General features: G+C 67.1%; 17 protein-coding genes. 10 read left to right on the top strand and 7 right to left on the bottom strand.

Annotated features, from left to right (window positions below):
• Positions 1–140: 140 nt before the first annotated feature.
• The gene (locus QUE25_RS07680) at positions 141–755 is read right to left on the bottom strand and encodes a class I SAM-dependent DNA methyltransferase (RefSeq protein ID WP_286263694.1); all 615 of its coding nucleotides are present in this window, start codon (positions 753–755) and stop codon (positions 141–143) included.
• 181 nt (positions 756–936) lie between these two features.
• On the opposite strand from QUE25_RS07680, the gene QUE25_RS07675 reads away from it, so the two are divergent.
• A complete protein-coding gene (locus QUE25_RS07675; protein WP_286263692.1) occupies positions 937–1743 on the top strand; it encodes a UbiA family prenyltransferase in 807 nt (268 codons plus the stop codon).
• 29 nt (positions 1744–1772) lie between these two features.
• Here QUE25_RS07675 and QUE25_RS07670 read toward each other — a convergent pair whose 3' ends face one another.
• From QUE25_RS07670 to eda, 5 genes are all read right to left on the bottom strand, one after another.
• Positions 1773–2897: an FAD-dependent oxidoreductase gene (locus QUE25_RS07670; protein ID WP_286263689.1), complete on the bottom strand. Its 1125-nt coding sequence runs from the start codon at positions 2895–2897 to the stop codon at positions 1773–1775.
• Positions 2890–3597, bottom strand: a complete 708-nt coding sequence (locus QUE25_RS07665; RefSeq protein WP_286263686.1) for a methyltransferase domain-containing protein — start codon at positions 3595–3597, stop codon at positions 2890–2892. Before QUE25_RS07665 ends, QUE25_RS07670 begins: the two co-directional genes overlap by 8 nt.
• Complete coding sequence (locus tag QUE25_RS07660; protein WP_286263684.1) at positions 3594–4733, bottom strand: type III polyketide synthase; 1140 nt, start codon at positions 4731–4733, stop codon at positions 3594–3596. The genes QUE25_RS07665 and QUE25_RS07660 overlap by 4 nt, the downstream gene beginning before the upstream one ends.
• Before the next feature lie 161 nt (positions 4734–4894).
• Positions 4895–6001 (bottom strand): sugar kinase, encoded by a 1107-nt coding sequence (locus QUE25_RS07655; RefSeq protein WP_286263681.1) that lies wholly within the window; start codon positions 5999–6001, stop codon positions 4895–4897.
• Entirely contained in the window at positions 5998–6642 is a 645-nt protein-coding gene (gene eda / locus QUE25_RS07650) for a bifunctional 4-hydroxy-2-oxoglutarate aldolase/2-dehydro-3-deoxy-phosphogluconate aldolase (RefSeq protein ID WP_286263679.1), read from the bottom strand. Before eda ends, QUE25_RS07655 begins: the two co-directional genes overlap by 4 nt.
• A 131-nt stretch (positions 6643–6773) precedes the next feature.
• Between eda and QUE25_RS07645 the strand changes: the two genes are divergently transcribed.
• The 9 genes from QUE25_RS07645 to pknB all read left to right on the top strand — a co-directional run bounded on the left by QUE25_RS07645 (position 6774) and on the right by pknB (position 16229).
• On the top strand, positions 6774–7565 hold the full coding sequence (locus QUE25_RS07645) for an IclR family transcriptional regulator (protein WP_286263677.1): 792 nt from the start codon (positions 6774–6776) through the stop codon (positions 7563–7565).
• Positions 7566–7579: 14 nt separating this feature from the next.
• Positions 7580–7924 carry a hypothetical protein gene (locus QUE25_RS07640; RefSeq protein WP_286263675.1) on the top strand — a complete coding sequence of 115 codons (345 nt, stop codon included), beginning with the start codon at positions 7580–7582 and terminating at the stop codon, positions 7922–7924.
• Between the two features lie 42 nt (positions 7925–7966).
• Positions 7967–8365, top strand: coding sequence for a thioredoxin (gene trxA / locus QUE25_RS07635; protein ID WP_286263673.1), 399 nt, complete (start codon positions 7967–7969; stop codon positions 8363–8365).
• 241 nt (positions 8366–8606) lie between these two features.
• A complete protein-coding gene (locus tag QUE25_RS07630; RefSeq protein ID WP_286263670.1) occupies positions 8607–9323 on the top strand; it encodes an FHA domain-containing protein in 717 nt (238 codons plus the stop codon).
• A gap of 3 nt (positions 9324–9326) precedes the next feature.
• Positions 9327–9848, top strand: a complete 522-nt coding sequence (locus QUE25_RS07625; protein ID WP_286263668.1) for an FHA domain-containing protein FhaB/FipA — start codon at positions 9327–9329, stop codon at positions 9846–9848.
• A 1-nt stretch (position 9849) separates the two neighbouring features.
• A complete protein-coding gene (locus QUE25_RS07620; protein WP_286263666.1) occupies positions 9850–11367 on the top strand; it encodes a PP2C family protein-serine/threonine phosphatase in 1518 nt (505 codons plus the stop codon).
• Positions 11367–12773: an FtsW/RodA/SpoVE family cell cycle protein gene (locus QUE25_RS07615; RefSeq protein WP_286263664.1), complete on the top strand. Its 1407-nt coding sequence runs from the start codon at positions 11367–11369 to the stop codon at positions 12771–12773. Before QUE25_RS07620 ends, QUE25_RS07615 begins: the two co-directional genes overlap by 1 nt.
• Positions 12773–14179 carry a penicillin-binding transpeptidase domain-containing protein gene (locus tag QUE25_RS07610; protein ID WP_286263663.1) on the top strand — a complete coding sequence of 469 codons (1407 nt, stop codon included), beginning with the start codon at positions 12773–12775 and terminating at the stop codon, positions 14177–14179. The genes QUE25_RS07615 and QUE25_RS07610 overlap by 1 nt, the downstream gene beginning before the upstream one ends.
• A gap of 52 nt (positions 14180–14231) precedes the next feature.
• The gene (gene pknB / locus QUE25_RS07605; protein ID WP_286263661.1) at positions 14232–16229 is read left to right on the top strand and encodes a Stk1 family PASTA domain-containing Ser/Thr kinase; all 1998 of its coding nucleotides are present in this window, start codon (positions 14232–14234) and stop codon (positions 16227–16229) included.
• Between the two features lie 27 nt (positions 16230–16256).
• Here pknB and QUE25_RS07600 read toward each other — a convergent pair whose 3' ends face one another.
• On the bottom strand, positions 16257–16889 hold the full coding sequence (locus QUE25_RS07600) for an aminodeoxychorismate/anthranilate synthase component II (RefSeq protein WP_286263659.1): 633 nt from the start codon (positions 16887–16889) through the stop codon (positions 16257–16259).
• Positions 16890–16944: the final 55 nt, after the last annotated feature.

The raw sequence follows: 16944 nt of genomic DNA, 5'->3' as shown, positions 1-16944 counted from the left end.
TGCCGTCCGAGACTCTCCAAGACCGCCCACGCGCCGAGCCCATATCCGGCACCGGCCGCCCGCCCCGAATTCGCTCGCGATTAGTACCGACGGCGAGCGTCTGGTACGGACGGCGAGCGGCTAGTACCGACGGCGAGCGGCTAGTGGGGACGAGCAGCGAGAACCGCAACCAGGAAATCGGCGGCGGGCGGGCGCAGGGTCCAGGTCGAATAGCGCTGCTCGAGCACCAGCCCGGCCCGATCGGCATCCGCCTCGAACTCGTCGAAGTCGTAGCCGCGCCCAGCGCCGAAACCAACGACGATTCGGCCGTCCGTGGCCAGGTGCTCCCGCAGCCGAGCAAGGGTCGGCAGCCGCTCGTCCACGGACAAGAAGGTCAGCACGTTACCCGCCGACACCACCAGATCGAACTCGGCCGGATTGCCCGATTCGTCCAGCAGGCTGAGCTCTGCGAGGTTCTGCACCTGCCAGTCGGCCTGCGGCCAGTCCCGCCGTGCGACCTCGATCAGAGTCTCGTCGAGATCGACGCCGACCACCCGATGGCCGCGTTCGGCGAGCCAGCCGCCGATGCGGCCGGTGCCGCAGCCGGCGTCCAGGATGTTGCTGCCGCGCTCGGCCATGGCGTCGATCAGCCGCGCCTCACCGTAGATGTCGCGTCCCTCGGCCACCAGGTTGCTCCAGCGCCGGGCGTAGTTGCGGGCATGATCGGGATTGGCACGCAGCGTCGCAAGCCAGACGTTCTCTTGTGGTCCAGGCATGAGGTCCAGACTATGCATCTCCCCAGCATGCACCGGCGCCGAAAATGCCGGCTCCGCCGAGCGAGCCCTCGCGCTCAGCGCCCGTCCCGGCTGCGTCCGCGGGCAGCCTGATCGCCTCGATGGCGTTCATCGCTGGCGCCGGCAGCTCCGAACTGCACCGGCGCCGAGATAGCGTGTGCGCATGCTGGCCGGCTTGGCTCGCACGGCTCATCTGGGACCGTGTCTCGCCATCACTGTTCTTACCGTGCTGGTGGGCGTCGCCTCCGGGGTGGATGCCTGGACCCTGCTCGGAGTCGGGATCGTCGTTCTGCTCGGGCAATTGTCGATCGGATGGTCGAACGACGTCATCGACGCCGATCGCGACCGCGCCGCACAGCGCACGGACAAGCCGATCGCCGCGGGCGAGGTGGCTCCGCGGTTGGTGTGGACGGCGGCCCTGGTGTCGTTGACCGTGGCGCTGGTCTCGTCCCTCCTGCTCGGAATCTGGTTCGCGGTCGCTCATGCGGTCACGGTCGCGGCTGGGTGGGCATACAACCTCTGGCTCAAACGGTCGTGGGCCTCGGGCATCGCGTTCGTGGTGAGTTTCGGGTTGCTGCCGTCCCTGGCGAGGCTGGCCGGTGACACACCGCGGCTGGCCACGGTCGGCGAAACGCTGGCGGCGGCCACGATCGGCTTCTCGGTGCACCTGGCGAACACCCTGCCTGACCTCGATGACGACGTGCGGGCGGGAGTGCGCGGGTTGCCGCACCTGCTGGGCCGACGGGGCACCGCGGCGATCGGTTTCATCACACTTATCGCCGGCGCGGTCGTGCTCACCGTCGAGATCGGGCATCCGGTGGCACTCGTCGGACTCGCACTGGTCATCGTGATCGGCGTGTGGGGCCTGGTGGCTTCCCTCCACAGGGCCACCCGGCTGGTCTTCCGGCTGGTCGTCGCGGCGGCGCTGCTGCTCGCCGTCGAACTGGTCGTGGTCTCCGCGCTGCGCTAGATGCGCTGCAGGTCAGGCCCCAACCGCGCTCACGCCGCGCGGTCGAGACCCATCGTGTACAGCCAAGCCAGTGCCCGGGCCGACGGGGTTGCCAACGCTGCACCGATCGCGGCGCGGCGGCCGGCGTCGGTGAGCGTCCCCGCCGGACGCCCAAGGGCGGTGTTGACGGCTGCCAGCCGCGCGGCCCGCCGAGCCGAGGTGATTCGCATTCGCTCCCAACGCGCGAGTTCGGCATCGGGTGCCTCACCGGTGCGCACCCAGCGCACGAGCAACGGCGCCAGACCCGCGGCATCCAGCAGCCCGAGATTCATGCCCTGCCCGCCGATGGGGCTGACCTCGTGCGCCGCGTCGCCGACGACCAGCAGACCGCCGTTGCGCATCCCGCGAGCCGTGAAGCGCCGCACGCCGAACTCGGTCGCCTCGGGCACCGCGCTCGCGGCGTCGTCCTCACCCCGGGCGACAAGTGCTGCGCGCAGCCTGTCGACAGCAGCAGCTCCGCCGCGCCCACCGGGGGAATCCCATGCGACGAATCGCCGCCGGCCACCGGGCAGCGGCAACGACTCGAGCACCCCCTGCGCGTCGAGGTGAATGACCGCACGGTCGGCATCGTCGCGCGGCGGCAGGGAGATGTCCGCCATGACGTAGCGGTCGCGGTAGGCGTGAGCGGCCGTCGTCTGATAGGCAAGACCGCGCGACGACCAGCCTCCGGCGATCACGACGATCGGCGCGGTCAGCTCCGCGCCGTCGTCGAACGCGACGCGAACAGCGCGCCGCTCGGGTGACACCCGAGTCACCCGGACACCGCGACGAGGCGCCGGCGCACCGGCGGCCAATGCCGCCTCGGTGTCGCTTTGCGGGAGGGTCGCGATGAACCGGAAGCGGGTCGAAAGGCAGTCGAATGACAAACTGCCCAGGGTACGGCCGCGCGAACGCGCCTCCCCCCGCGAGACCGGCAGTGCGGTGGCCAGCAGGCGCTCGGTGATGCCGGAGGGTTCGAGGGCCGCGAGCACGGGCGGGTGCACCCCGATCGCGCGGGTGCCGGTCGATAGCTGCGCGCGCCGCTCAACCAGCGTGGCGGTGACGCCGTGGCGGGCAAGCTCCGAGCCGAGCAGCAGCCCGACCGGTCCCGCGCCGACGATCAAGACCTCAGTCACGAGCCTCACCTTCCGCGAGAGCGCACAGGCGGAACGGCGCAAGCCCCTCGACACGCCAGCCGGCGCCGAGCAGCGCCGCCAGTTCGGCGGGCCGATAGCTTCGCCGAATCGAGCGCAAGCCATCGGTGCGCAGGAAGGTGCCCGCGGCCAGCGGCGTGATACCGACGGCGAACAGGCCGTAGGCGAGGCGTCCGCGCCTGATGTCGCTGTGCAGCACCACCCCGGTGGACAGCGCCCGAGTGTCATCGGCGAACGCTGCCAGACCGGAGGAGTCCAGGTGATGAATCACGTGGTTGGACACCACCGCGTCGAAGGTCTCCCCCGCCGCCCGCAGCGCGGCGGAATCCGCGCGGCGGAACTCGATGCCGGCGCTGGCGCGCCGCTGCGCAACCTGCAGCGCGCGGGGGTCGGGGTCGGCGCCGGTCCAGGCAACCTCCAGGTGATCGCGACGGGCCAATGCGGCGAGTCTTGCCAGCACGTCACCGCCCCCGCAGCCCAGATCCAAGACCCGCGCCGGACGATCGAGGCTTGCCAGGTGCGGTCGCAGGTATCGCCGATAGAGGCTCCCCCAACCCGAGATCGCCCGGTTGACCACGCCGAAGCGGCGATAGGTGCGCGCCAGCCGCTGCGGATCGCAGTCGGGATCGTCCATGAGCTCGACGAGGCTTTCGGCGCGCTCGGACAGCCCTCCGGGAGTCATCTCGGGGCCCGGGCCAGCGCCAAGGCGGGCGCGGCGCGGCTCGGCTGGGGCGCGGTGCTCACCCGTGCGCGCAGTTCGGCGATCTCGACGGTCAGCCCAGGGCCAAATGCTATTCCCAGGATGCGCTCACCGTCGGTGAGCGTGGCGTCGGCAAGAAGCCGCTGCAGGACGAAGAGCACCGTCGCCGATGACATATTGCCGTATGCTCGCAGCACTTCGCGGGAATGGTCGAGCGCGTTCGGTGCCAGCCCCATCGCATGCTCGAATCGGTCGAGAATGCTGCGGCCCCCGGGGTGGACGGCCCAACGGTCGATCTCGCCGCGGGCGAGCACCGGGGCCAGCAGCCCGACCACCTCGCGTTCGATGATGCGGGGCACCTCCTGGGTGAGCGTCATCTCGAATCCGTGATCGCCGATGATCCACTGCATGTCGTCAGCGCCTTCGCTCGTGAGCCTGGTCGCGAAGCCGTCCATGACGAGCGACGGACCACGCGCCGCGCGGGCCGCCGAGACGATCGCTGCCCCGGCACCGTCGGCGAAGACAGCCGAGGCGAGAATCTGGTCGGTGTCGCTCGAGGGCGCCAGGTGGATCGAGCACAGTTCGCCGCAGGCAACCAGCACGACGGCACCGGGGTCGGCCGCGCAGATGCGATATGCCGCGCGCAACGCGGGGAAGGCGGCCGCGCAGCCGAGGAAGCCGACGTGATCGCGTTGGGCACTTGATGGGATCCCGAGATCTCGTACGAGCCTGAAGTCCGGCCCGGGGGCGAAGAAGCCGGTACAGCTGGCCGTCACGACATGGGTGATCTCGGAGGCCACCACGCCGGCGGCTTGCAGTGCGCCACGGGCGGCCTGAGCGAACAGCTTCGGCGCTTGCTCGACATAGATGGCGTTGCGCTGAGCGGTGGTCGGCCGTTCGAAGGCGCTGGTTTCCAAGTTGATGAAGCCCGACGGCACACCATCGAAGTCGGTCAGTACCGTATGCCTGATGTCGATTGCCGAGCGATCGAATGCCGCGCGTATCAGCCGTGCGGTCAGGCGACTGATACCGGGCTGCGCGGCGAAGAGATCGCGCACCGCGCGCTGGCTTACCGCGGTCGCCGGAACCGCCGTTGCGATTCCCAAAATGGCCGTCATGAGAAGACTGTAGGTGAGACCAGATCCAGGCAGCCCGGCCTGAGCGTCATCATCTCCCCAGGGTGCGGTGCCGAAACCGACAAGGATGCGCCTCCGGCATACAGCAGCGCCCCGGCCGCTAGGACCGGGGCACCACCTGATGAGTCAGCGAAACGTACCAATCAGCGATCGACGCGGGCCGAACCGCCGCCGGCCAACTTCAGCACCTCGGCCTTGGTAGCCATCGAGGTATCGCCAGGAGTGGTCATCGCCAGCGCGCCATGAGCCGCACCGTAGTTGACCGCGGTCTCCAGATCGGCGCCGGAAATCAGGCCGTAGACCAGCCCGGATGCGAAGGAGTCGCCACCGCCGACCCGGTCGAAGATCATCAGATCATCGCGCTGGGTCGCCTTGACCAGGCCGTCTTCCTTCGACCAGGCGATCGCGCTCCAGTCGTTGATGGTCGCCGACTTCACGCCCCGCAGCGTGGTGCCGATGACCTTGAGATTCGGGTAAGCCGCGGCAACCCGCTCGACCATGTTCTTGAAGCTGTCCAGCGGCAGCACGGTGAGGTTCTCGTCCACGCCCTCGATCTCGAAACCGAGAGCCGCGGTGAAGTCCTCCTCATTACCGATCATCACATCGACATAGGGCGCGACCGCGCGGTTGACTTCCTGAGCCTTGGCCTGGCCACCGATCGACTTCCACAGGCTGGGCCGGTAGTTGAGGTCGTAGCTGATCAGGGTGCCGGATTCCTTCGCCGCCTTGCAGACATCGATCACTGCCTGGGCGCTGGTCTCCGAAAGAGCGGCGTAGATGCCGCCGGTGTGCAGCCAGCGCACACCCTTCTTCACGAAGATCTCGTCCAGGTCCCAATCGGATGCCTTGGTCTGACTGATCGCGGTGTGACCGCGGTCGCTGGCGCCGACCGAGCCGCGCACGCCGTAGCCGCGCTCGACGAAGTTGAGGCCGTTGCGGGCCGTGCGTCCGACACCGTCATTGGCAACCCAGCGGATCAGCGAGGTGTCGACGCCGCCTTGCATCACGAAGTCTTCGACCAGATGGCCGACCTCGTTGTCCACCAGTGCGGTCAGGACGCCCGAGCGCAGCCCGAAGACCTTGCGCAGGCCACGCACGACGTTGTATTCGCCGCCGCCTTCCCAGACCTTGAACTCACGAGCAGTGCGGACGCGTCCATCGCCCGGATCGAGCCGCAGCATGATCTCGCCGAGGCTCAGGGCGTCCCACTGGCAGTCCTCAGCGGACTTCAGGCCGAGATCCACGCTCACTTGTCGCCTCCGCTCAGCTGGGCGACCAGGTCCATGGCCTCGCGCGAAAGCTTGGTGATCTTGTCGAACTCGCCACCGTCCACGGCCTTGGCAGGCACCATCCACGAACCGCCGACCGCCGGAATGCACGACAGGCCGAGGAACTCACCGAGGTTGGCTGCGTTCACACCGCCGGTCGGAATGAACTGGGTGCCGCCGAACGGGGCCGACAGCGCCTTGATGGCCGACGCGCCACCATAGACATTGGCCGGGAAGAACTTCACGGTGGTCAGGCCGAGATCGTGGGCGAGCATGATCTCGGTGGGGGTGACCGCACCCGGCAGCACCGGCACACCGAGTTCCTGCGCGCGCTTGACGACCTCGACCTTCAGGCCGGGGCTCACGATGAAGGACGCACCGGCGTCGACGGCCTGCTCGACCTGAGCGACCGAACGGACGGTGCCGGCGCCGACCAGGATGTCGTCGCGCTTCGCAAGGACCTTGATCGAATCTGCGGCGGCGGCGGTGCGGAAGGTCACTTCCGCGACCGGGAGCCCGCCGGCGACCAGGGCGTCTCCGAGCCCGGAGGCATTGGCCGCGTCATTGAGAACCACAACGGGAACGATGCGGTAACGGGTGATGTCGTCAAGAGTGACGCTCATCTGCACTCTCCTCGTAGAGATAATGTGAACAGAAGGCCACCGTTTCATTCAGCGAAACAGATGGGTCATTAACTAAAACAAATGGTAGCAGACCGGCCCCTCGGAGTCAGCAGCGTGGCAGACTGCTTGTCATGAGCAACCCGAGCAGTTCCGAGGCCAGCGGTCCCGCCCCGATCGAGGCGATCGACCGCGCACTCATGCTGCTCATCAGTCTGTCCGAGGCCGGGCCCGACGGAGTCCCGCTGGCCAATCTCGGCCGCGATCTGGGGCTCAACAAATCAACCGCCTATCGCGCGCTGAGCACCATGCGCGCCCGCGGCTTCGTCACCCAGGACACCGACGGCAGCTACCGGCTCGGGCCCGCGGCGATCGGCCTGGGCGCCGACTACTTCGGCCCCGCCTCTCTCACCCAGCTGCTGCATCCCGCACTGATCGTGCTCGCCCGTGAGGTGGACGAACTGGTGCACCTCGGCATCCTCAACGGCGACCGGGTCATCTACGTCGACAAGGTCGAGCCCGACAAAGCCATCCGCGTCTGGTCGCAGGTCGGACGCAACGCCTCCGCCGCGACTACCTCACTCGGACGCGCAATCTTGGCCTACCGGCCGATTCCCGATGATCATCTCGACGCCTATGCCCCATCGGAGGCCGCCGCCGCGCAACTGCGCGACGCCGTCGCCGCGGCCCGGGAGCGCGGCTATGCCACCGAGATCGAGGAGAACGAACCGGGCATCGCCTGCCTGGGTGTGCCGCTGCTGTCGAACGGCGGGGCGATAGCCGCGCTCAGTGTCACCATGCTCGCCAGCCATGTGGACGATCAGCGACTCGCCGAAGTCGCTGCACGAATCGCCGAACTCGTGCCTCCGCGGCTGCCCGAAAACGTCGAGCTCCCAGCGGCATTGATGCTTGCCCGGCCGCACTGACCCACCAACTCGCGGTGCCGGCCGTGCGCGTTGCCCAAGCGCAGATCGCGCCCTTCCGGGCTGCCGTTCTGCATCTCGAGAAGCCAAGAAAAGCGCAGGCCAGCAGCTATTTGATCAACGTCATGAAAATCTGTGCGGCAAGATCAGCAATTGGCTGGTATCTGGGCTCCGGCCGTGGCATTCTTAATTACACGGTCGATTCCGGCGGCCCCCCCGGCCTGCCGATGCGCGACCGACGGCCGGGGTTCGCGTCTCAGGGGGTGGGTGCGCGAGCCCCGGTTTTTCTTGCCCTGATTCGATACGCTGACGCCATCCGCGGGAATAACTCGCCTGTCACCGTGGTTTTGCTGACCAACTGACGCAGCAAGAACTTCGAGGCGTCCAAGACACAGGAGAAGTAGATGGCCACCGTCACGATCACCGCTGAGAACCTTGAGGACGTCCTGAGCACCAACGACATCGTCTTCCTCGACTTCTGGGCGGAATGGTGTGGTCCATGCCGCAACTTCGCACCCATCTACGAGCAGGCCAGCCAGACCCACGACGACATCACCTTCGGCAAGATCGACACCGAGGACCAGCAGCAGCTCGCAGGCGCTGCGGGCATCACCTCCATCCCCACCCTGATGATCTTCCGCGGCGGCATTCCCGTCTTCTCGCAAGCCGGCGCCCTGCCCGCAGCGGCTCTCGACAGCCTCGTCGAGCAGGTCCGCGCCCTTGACATGGACGAAGTCCGCGCCGCGTATGCCCAAGTCGACAAGACGGACAGCGACGCCACGAACGGCTACCACGAGGCCTGAGCATCGGCGGCCGGCCCGTCCGGCACCCCACCGGTCGACGCCGAAACCGCGCATCACTAGTACTCACAGCTCCTGAGAGCGCTCGCGATCTTGCCCCAGATCAGCACCAGCGCGTGCGGACTCGGCCTGATGACCTAGTATCGCTGGTGAGCTTGGTTCGTCCTGGGCGACGCCTGTCCGGACTCACCGAGACAGCAGCACCATCGAGCACCGATGGCAATGCAGGCTGAAGGGAGGCACGATGGGCTGGTTGCACAACGTTGAACGCGGACTCGAGAACGCGGTGAACACCGTTTTCGCGCGAGCCTTCCGCGGCGAGGTGGAACCTATCGAGATCGTCACCCGATTGACCAAGGAGCTGGACGCGCAGGCAAAGCTGTTGAACCGCGACAAGCGGCTCGTCCCCAACAACTTCACGGTCTACCTGTCGACGCACGACTATGACGAGCTCGCCCCGATGGCACGGGCCATCAACGACGACATCGTCCCCGAACTGCGTCGACATGCCGGCGAGCGTCACTACGTCTTCAACGGACCGATCCGCATCGACTACGAATGCGATCCGTCCTTATCGGTCGGTCGCTTTCGAGTGAGCTCCGAGTCGGTCGCGACCGTCGCCGAGACCGGCGGCGCAGCATCGACCACCGCGATCAAGCGGGCGCCGCTCGTGCTGGAGGTCAACGGCGTACGGCATCCACTGCTGCCACCGGGTTTCACCATCGGACGCGGCAGTGAGGCGGACCTTCGCATCAACGATCCCGGCATCTCCCGGCAGCACGCCCGTATCATCGTCCAGCCCGCCGACAACGGCGAGGTTCTCGTCAGCATCGAAGACCTCGGATCGACCAACGGCGTGATCGTCAACGGCCAGCGCGTCACCAAGGTGACGCTCGGCGACGGATCACGCATCGAGATCGGCTCGACCCGGATGCTCGTGCACTCACCAGTGGGGTCCTGACCGTTGAGTACCATCCTCGTAGCCACCCTAAAGATCGCCTTCTTGGTCCTGATGTGGCTGTTCATCCTCTTCGTCACCAACGTCATCCGCGTCGACCTGTTCGGACGCCGGGTCACCGCCGAGGAGCTGGTGGCCGCCGACGAGCAGGCCTCCTCACTGAGCACAGGTTCGCTGCAGAAGTCGTTCCGTGGCCGCCGCGCAGCCCGCGCCGGCGCCGCCCCACCACCGGCCCCCACCACGGTCACCATCACCACAGGCAGAGGAGCCGGCACGAGCGCCACGCTGCCCGAGGTCGGCAAGGAGATCGTCCTCGGCAGGGCGTCGTCGTGCGATCTTGATGTGGACGACGACTACGCGTCCAGCAAGCATGCGAAGATCTGGCGCGATGCCGAGGGCTTCGTCGTCGAAGATCTGCTGTCGACCAACGGCACCTACGTGAACGGCCAGCGCATCACCCAACCCGTGCGGATCGACAGAGGCGACATCGTGCGAGTCGGCCGCTCCCAGATGCAACTGGACGGCTGAGATGGCGTTTTCGCTGCAGATCGACGCGCATTCCGAGATCGGGTTGGTGCGCAACAACAATCAGGACTCGGCCTATGTCTCGCCGCACCTGATCGTCGTTGCCGACGGCATGGGTGGCGCTGCCGCCGGCGATCTGGCCAGCGCCGTGGCTATCCGCGAACTGCAGCGCGCCGACGAGCAGAATCTGGCTCCGAACGCCTCCGAATCCGGCCCGCTGGTCGGCGACCAGATGCTGGAGGCGCTCGGCGGCGCACTGGCCAAGGCCAACGACGCATTGTCCGACCTCGTCGGATGGGACCACTCGCTCGAAGGCATGGGCACCACCGTGTGCGGGGCGATGTTCGACGGCGAGCACTACGGCATCTGCCACATCGGCGATTCGCGCGGCTATCTGCTGCGCGACGGGCAGCTGACCCGGCTCACCCATGACCATTCCTGGGTGCAGTCACTGATCGACAGCGGCAAGATCACCGTCGACGAGGCGGCCAAGCATCCGCACCGCTCGCTGCTGCTCAAGGTGCTCAACGGGCAGCCGGTGCACACTCCCGATTTCAAGCTGGTGGACGCCAAACTCGGCGACCGGGTGCTCTTCTGCTCCGACGGGCTGTGCGGAATGGTCGATGACGATGTCATCCTCAAGCTGTTGTCCGCCGACAAGCCGCTGGACTCGATCGTCCGCTCGTTGACCCAGGCGGCACATCAAGGTGGCGGCCTCGACAACATCACCCTGATCGTGGCCGACGTGGTGGACTACGACGAGGCGCTGCAGGCTGTCCCACCGCAGGTGCTGGGCGCTGCCGAGGCCATGAAGATCCCGGAGGTCGATTTCTCCGAGCCGATCGACCTGTCCGAGATCATCGAGGACACCACCCGGGTGCCCCGCGGGCTGCCGGTGGCCGACGCGGCCGCGATCGACGAGAAGCTGCCCGATGGTGTCATCGATCCCGACCGGTTCGAGGCGATCCGCTACACACCGCACATCGCAAGCCGGCGGCGCAGATGGATCGGCTGGGTCCTGACCATCCTGGCTATCCTGGCTCTGCTCACCGCGGGTCTGTTCGGCGGACGCGCGTACCTCGAATCCCAGCATTTCATCGGTCCCGACGAGGCGCACGTGGCGATCTACCGGGGCATCCCCGAGCAGGTCTTCGGACACCCGCTGTCGCGGCTGACCGAGACCAGCGAGATCCTGGTGGACGATCTGCCGCCCTACTACGCGGCCAGGGTGCAGAACCAAGAACTGCGCTATGACTCCGAACATGCCGCGCAGACGCAGCTGGAGGTGCTCGGCGAAATGGCCGAACGCTGCAAGGCCGAACGCGCAGCCACCGTGCCCGCCGAAACACCCGCGCCGCAGACCCCCGGCGCCGAAACCTCCGCGGACTCGGCCAGCCCCGAGCCTCCCACCGACGGCCAATCCGGTACTACTGCCCCCCAGAGCCCCAACTCTGTTGCTCGCTCCGAATCCCCCACCTCTTCGGCTTCACCGAACCGTCCCGACCTCGAGGCTTGTGGATGATGTCTACGCCCAACAGTCAACCGGTGGTTATCTACCGCAAACGCCGCAACGCCGAACTCGCGCTGTGCCTGCTCGCGGCGGCCTTCGGTATCGGTGGCTACCTGATCACCCACCTCAACCGGGACGCCGCACTGCCCAGCAACTGGATCGCGGTCTCGGCGATCTGGCTGGCGATCTGCATCGCCGCGCACCTGGTCGTCCGGCTCAAGCTGCCCTACGCCGATCCGGTGATCCTGCCCTGCGTGCTGGCGCTCAACGGGCTCGGGCTGGCGATGATCCACCGCCTCGATATGAGTTTCGATCCCTCGCCGAACGCCGCCACCATGCAGCTGATTTGGACCGCAATCGGCGTGGCACTGTTCGCAGTGACGCTGTTCTACCTGCGCGACTACCGGGTACTGCAGGGCTTCAGCTACATCTTGTTCATCGTCGGCATGATCCTGCTCTTGCTGCCGCTGCTGCCCTTCCTGTCCTCGCCCAACAACGCGGCCAACGGATCGCAGATCTGGATCCAGATCGCCGGGTACTCCTTCCAGCCGGCCGAGATCGCCAAGATCGTGCTGACCTTGGCCTTCGCGTCCTATCTCACCGAGAACCGCGACCTGCTGCAGCTGGCCGGACGCCGCGTGTTCGGTTTCCAGATGCCCCGAATGCGCGATCTGATTCCGGTCGGCGTGATGTGGGCGGCCGCGGTGGTCGTGCTGATCTTCCAGAACGACCTGGGCACCTCGCTGCTGTTCTTCGGGCTGTTCGTGATGATGCTGTTCGTGGCCACCAGCCAGGTGCGCTGGGTGATCATCGGGGTGAGCGCCTTCGCGGTCGCCGCCTACGTGATCGGGCAGCTGGCCCCCCATGTGGCGACCCGGGTGTCGAGCTGGCTGGATCCGTTCAGCAACTACGAAGCCAACTACCAGATCATCACCGCCCAGTTCGGCATGGCCTGGGGCGGCCTGTTCGGACGCGGCTGGGGTCAGGGACGGCCCGGCCTGACGCCGGTGGCCAGTTCCGACTTCATCTCGGCGGCGATCGGTGAAGAGCTCGGGCTGGTCGGGCTGGTCGCCGTCATCCTGATCTATCTGCTGATGGTGGCCCGCGGCCTGCGTGCGGCCCTCACCTCGACCGTGATCTTCGGCAAGCTGCTGGCGTCCGGCTTCAGTTTCATCTTCGCCCTGCAGATCTTCGCCATCATCGGCGGCGTCACTCGCCTGCTGCCGCTCACCGGATTGACGACGCCTTTCATGAGTCAAGGTGGTAGTTCGCTGGTGGCCAACTGGTTGATCGTGGCTATTCTGCTGCTGATCAGCCATCAGGCGCGGCGTCCCCAGGTGGCCACCGTGCCCGCCACAGTGGCCAACCTCGCCGATGACGAGACATCACTGATCAACCTGAACGAGGGCACTGCCTGATGAACAAGTCGATTCGTGGAGTGGCGCTGTTCGTCGGCGTGATGTTTCTTGCGCTACTGATCAACGCGACGGCCTCCTACTGGATCCGCACCGATGATCTGGTGAATGACGCGCGCAACACCCGCGTCCGCGACGAGGAGTTCGGCGGGCCACGCGGCCCGATCCTGGCCGCCAACACCCCGATCGTCCAGAGTGTGCCGACCGGCACGACGCCCTACGCCTACCAGCGTCAGTACCTCGACGGCCCGCTGTATGCACCGGTCACCGGCTACTACTCCTACATCTACGGACGATCCGGCCTGGAGCAGGAGTTCAATGCCGAACTAACCGGCCAGGCCGACTCGCAGTTCACCCAGCGCATCCTCGACACCCTGGCCGGGCGTTCGCCGGCCGGCGGTCAGGTGCTCACCACCATCCAGCCGAAGGTGCAGCAGGCGGCCTGGGACGCCCTGGGCAACCAGGAGGGCGCGGCGGTCGCCATCGACTACCAGACCGGCGCGATCCTGGCCTGGGTGTCGACCCCGAGCTTTGACGTGTCACAGCTGGCCAGCCTCGATTTCCCCGCCACCCAGGCGGCCTGGGACCAATTCACTGCCGACGGCTCCACCGTGATGAACGATCGGGCGACCCAGGAGATCAACGCCCCCGGGTCGACCTTCAAGCTGGTCGTCGCGGCCACCGCGTTGGCCAACGGCTACACGCCCGACTCGGTCATCGACACTCCGCAGGCGCTGCAGTTGCCGCAGTCGACGCACCAGTTGAGCAACCTGGCCGCCTGCGGCAACACCACCAAGACCATGGACCAGGCGCTCACCTTGTCGTGCAATACGTCGTTCGCGAATATCGGAATGGCGCTGGGTGAGGACAAGATCAAAGCCCAGGCGGAGGCCTTCGGGTTCAATTCGTCGCTGGGTGACGGGCTGACCTCGGCCGCCAGTGTCTACCCGACCGGGATGAGCCAGGCCGAGTTGGCGATGGCGTCCATCGGGCAGTTCGATGTGGCAACGACCCCGCTGCAGATGGCAGTGGTGGCCGGTGCCATCGCGAACGGCGGCACCGTGATGGAGCCCTACATCGTCCAGGAGATCCGTGGCTCGAACGAGTCGGTGCTGAGCACTCACCAGCCGGTGGTCCGCGGTCAGGCGATGACGCAGGCGAATGCGGCGACCCTGGCCGAGATGATGACCCATGTCATCAAGTCCGGCACCGGCACCGCCGCGCAGATCAGCGGCATGACCGTCGGCGGCAAGACCGGCACCGCCGAGACGAGTGTCGGCGGCGGTGACCACTCGTGGTTCACCGGTTACATCGCCGAGAAACATGTGGCGGTGGCGGTCTACCTGGCCACCGAGACGACCACCACTGCGACCCCGATCGCGCGGTCCATAATGGAGGCCCTGCCATGAGTTTTGCCTGGCCCGAATGTGCTGCGTGCCGGAGCAGGAAAGGACTGGTCCCGTGACCGATGAGCCAGTGATCCTGGGAGGCCGTTACCAGCTCGAGACGGTCATCGGACGCGGCGGCATGGCCGAGGTCTGGCGAGCCCGCGATCTGCGGCTGGATCGCCAGGTCGCGATCAAACGGCTGCGCGTCGATCTGGCCACCGACAGCACCTTCCAGATGCGCTTCCAGCGGGAGGCGCAGGCAGCTGCCGGCCTGAACCACCCGAACATCGTCAGCGTCTACGACACCGGGGAGCGAACCGACCCGGCCACCGGCATCTCGGTGCCCTACATCGTGATGGAACTGGTCGAGGGGCACACCCTGCGCGACCTGCTGCGCCAGGGCCGCCCGATCGAGCCGCAGCGCGCCTTCGAGTACGAGATTGGGGTGCTGGACGCGCTGGGCTACTCGCACAAGCACGACATCGTGCACCGCGACATCAAGCCCGCCAATGTGATGCTGACCAATGCCGGCCAAATCAAGGTGATGGACTTCGGGATCGCCCGAGCGGTCTCCGACACCTCGGCGACGATGACGCAGACGGCCGCAGTGATCGGCACCGCCCAGTACCTGTCGCCCGAGCAGGCCCGGGGCGAGCAGGTCGACGCGCGCTCCGACCTCTATTCGGCCGGCTGCCTGCTCTACGAGCTGCTGACCGGACGCCCGCCGTTCCTCGGCGATTCCCCGGTCAGCGTGGCGTACCAGCACGTCCGGGAAATGCCGATCCCGCCGAGTCAGCTCGATCCCGAGATCACGCCCGATATGGACGCCATCACGATGAAGGCGCTCGCCAAGCGCACCGATGACCGCTATCAGTCGGCCAAGGAGATGCGCGACGACTGCTGGCGGCTGCTGAACGGCCAAGCGGTGACCGCGCAGCTGCCCGCGGTCGCCGTCAGCGAGACCCGCGGCGCGCCGCCCACCCGGGCGCTGCCCGCCGAGTACGACCCGGACTATCAGCCGACCGACGAGGCGGCCATCAGTACCTCGAACTCCGAGGTGGTGGCCGATGACCTCGACAAGCCGAAGCGCAAGGTGTCACCCGCGACCGGCGTGCTGATCGGACTGCTGGTGCTGCTGCTGGGTGCCCTGGGCTTCTTCGCCTGGCGCCTGGTCGGCAACACCGCCGACAACAACGTCCAGGTGCCCGCGGTGACTGGCTTCTTGGAGGAGGCCGCCGTCGAGCAGCTGACCGCCGCTCAGCTGACGCCGAAGGTCGAACATGTGTCCGGCTCGGCCGAAGGCAAGGGCACGGTGATCTCGCAGGATCCGCCAGGCGGCCAGGCGGTGCTCGTGGGCAGCACCGTGACGATCACCGTCAATGACGGTCCGCCGGTCTCACCGATTCCAGCTGGGATCGTCGGCAAGCTCCAGGACGAAGCGATCACGCTGCTCAAACAGGCCGGCTTCACCAATGTGGAGCCGCTTGCCGCACCGTCCAATCTCGACACGGTAGGTGCGAAGAAGGGCCAGGTGGTCGCGGTTTCGCCGACCGAGGGCCAGTCGATCCCGATCGACCAGAAGGTCACGCTCTATGTGGCCAGCGGACGCTCGGAGCTGCCCGGCACTATCATCGGCATGCAGGACACCGAGGCGCGTGAGTTGCTGCGCCAGGCCGGTTACACCAATGTGTCCAGCGACTATCTGGCTCCCGGAGACCCGGACGAACCCGTCACCTTCGTGCGAGGGCAGGTCGTCTATTCCGACCCGGCCACCGGCACGGCCGTGGACAGCAGCACCCGGATCGCGCTCTGGTTGGCCTCCGGTGAGTCGGTGATGCCCAATCTGATCGGACTGAGCCATGAGGCAGCCGAGGAGAAGCTGACAGCGCTGGGGTTCACCAATGTGACGTTCGGCCCTGCCGATGACGATCACGACGACTGGGTGGTGACCGCCCAGTCGGTCCCCGCGGATACCGCGCGCGGACGGTCGGACCCGATCGCGATCACCTTGGGTGGCGCCACCCCGACCAGCTCCAAGCCGACGTCGTCGGGCACCTCGCCAAGCCGCTAGGCGGCCCGGCCGTATCCGGCTGCCCGGCTAGCGGGTGGCCATCAGGGGTGACAGGCCGGCGGCGCGGGCCGGTGCGCCGGTGTCTCCGCAGACCGCGAGCCAGTTCGCCAGCATCTGGTAGCCGCCCTCGGTAAGCACCGACTCGGGATGGAACTGCACCGCCTCGATCGGCAGCTCACGATGCCGGACGGCCATGATGACACCGCTGTCGGTGCGGGCGCTGACCTCCAGGCTGTCGGGCAGCGTCGCAGGATCGATCGCCAGCGAGTGGTATCTGGTGGCGGTCAGCGGGTTCGGCAGGCCGGCGAACACTCCTCGTCCATCGTGTTGCACCACCGATGTCTTGCCGTGCAGCAGTTCGGGCGCGCGTCCGACCACGGCGCCCTCGGCCACCCCGATCGCCTGCAGCCCGAGGCAGATACCGAAGATCGGCACTGTGCCGCCCCAGTCCCGCACGACGTCGATACAGACCCCGGCCTGCTCGGGTGTGCCGGGGCCCGGTGACAACAAGATGCCGTCGTATTCCCGAGCCCAGTCGGGCGACGCGAACCGCGGATCGTCATTGCGCCAGACATCGATCTCGGCGCCGATGTGGGCCAGGTAGTTCACCACGTTGTAGACGAACGAGTCGTAATTGTCGATGACGAGAATGCGGACCATGCCCACCATTGTCCCGCATCGCACCAGATTCGGACCGTCTGCCCAAGCCCGGCGC

This window comes from Brooklawnia propionicigenes, assembly GCF_030297015.1.
Classification (GTDB): Bacteria; Actinomycetota; Actinomycetes; order Propionibacteriales; family Propionibacteriaceae; genus Brooklawnia; species Brooklawnia propionicigenes.
Note: the sequence above shows the minus strand (reverse complement) of the source record. Positions and strands in the feature narration are given on the sequence as shown.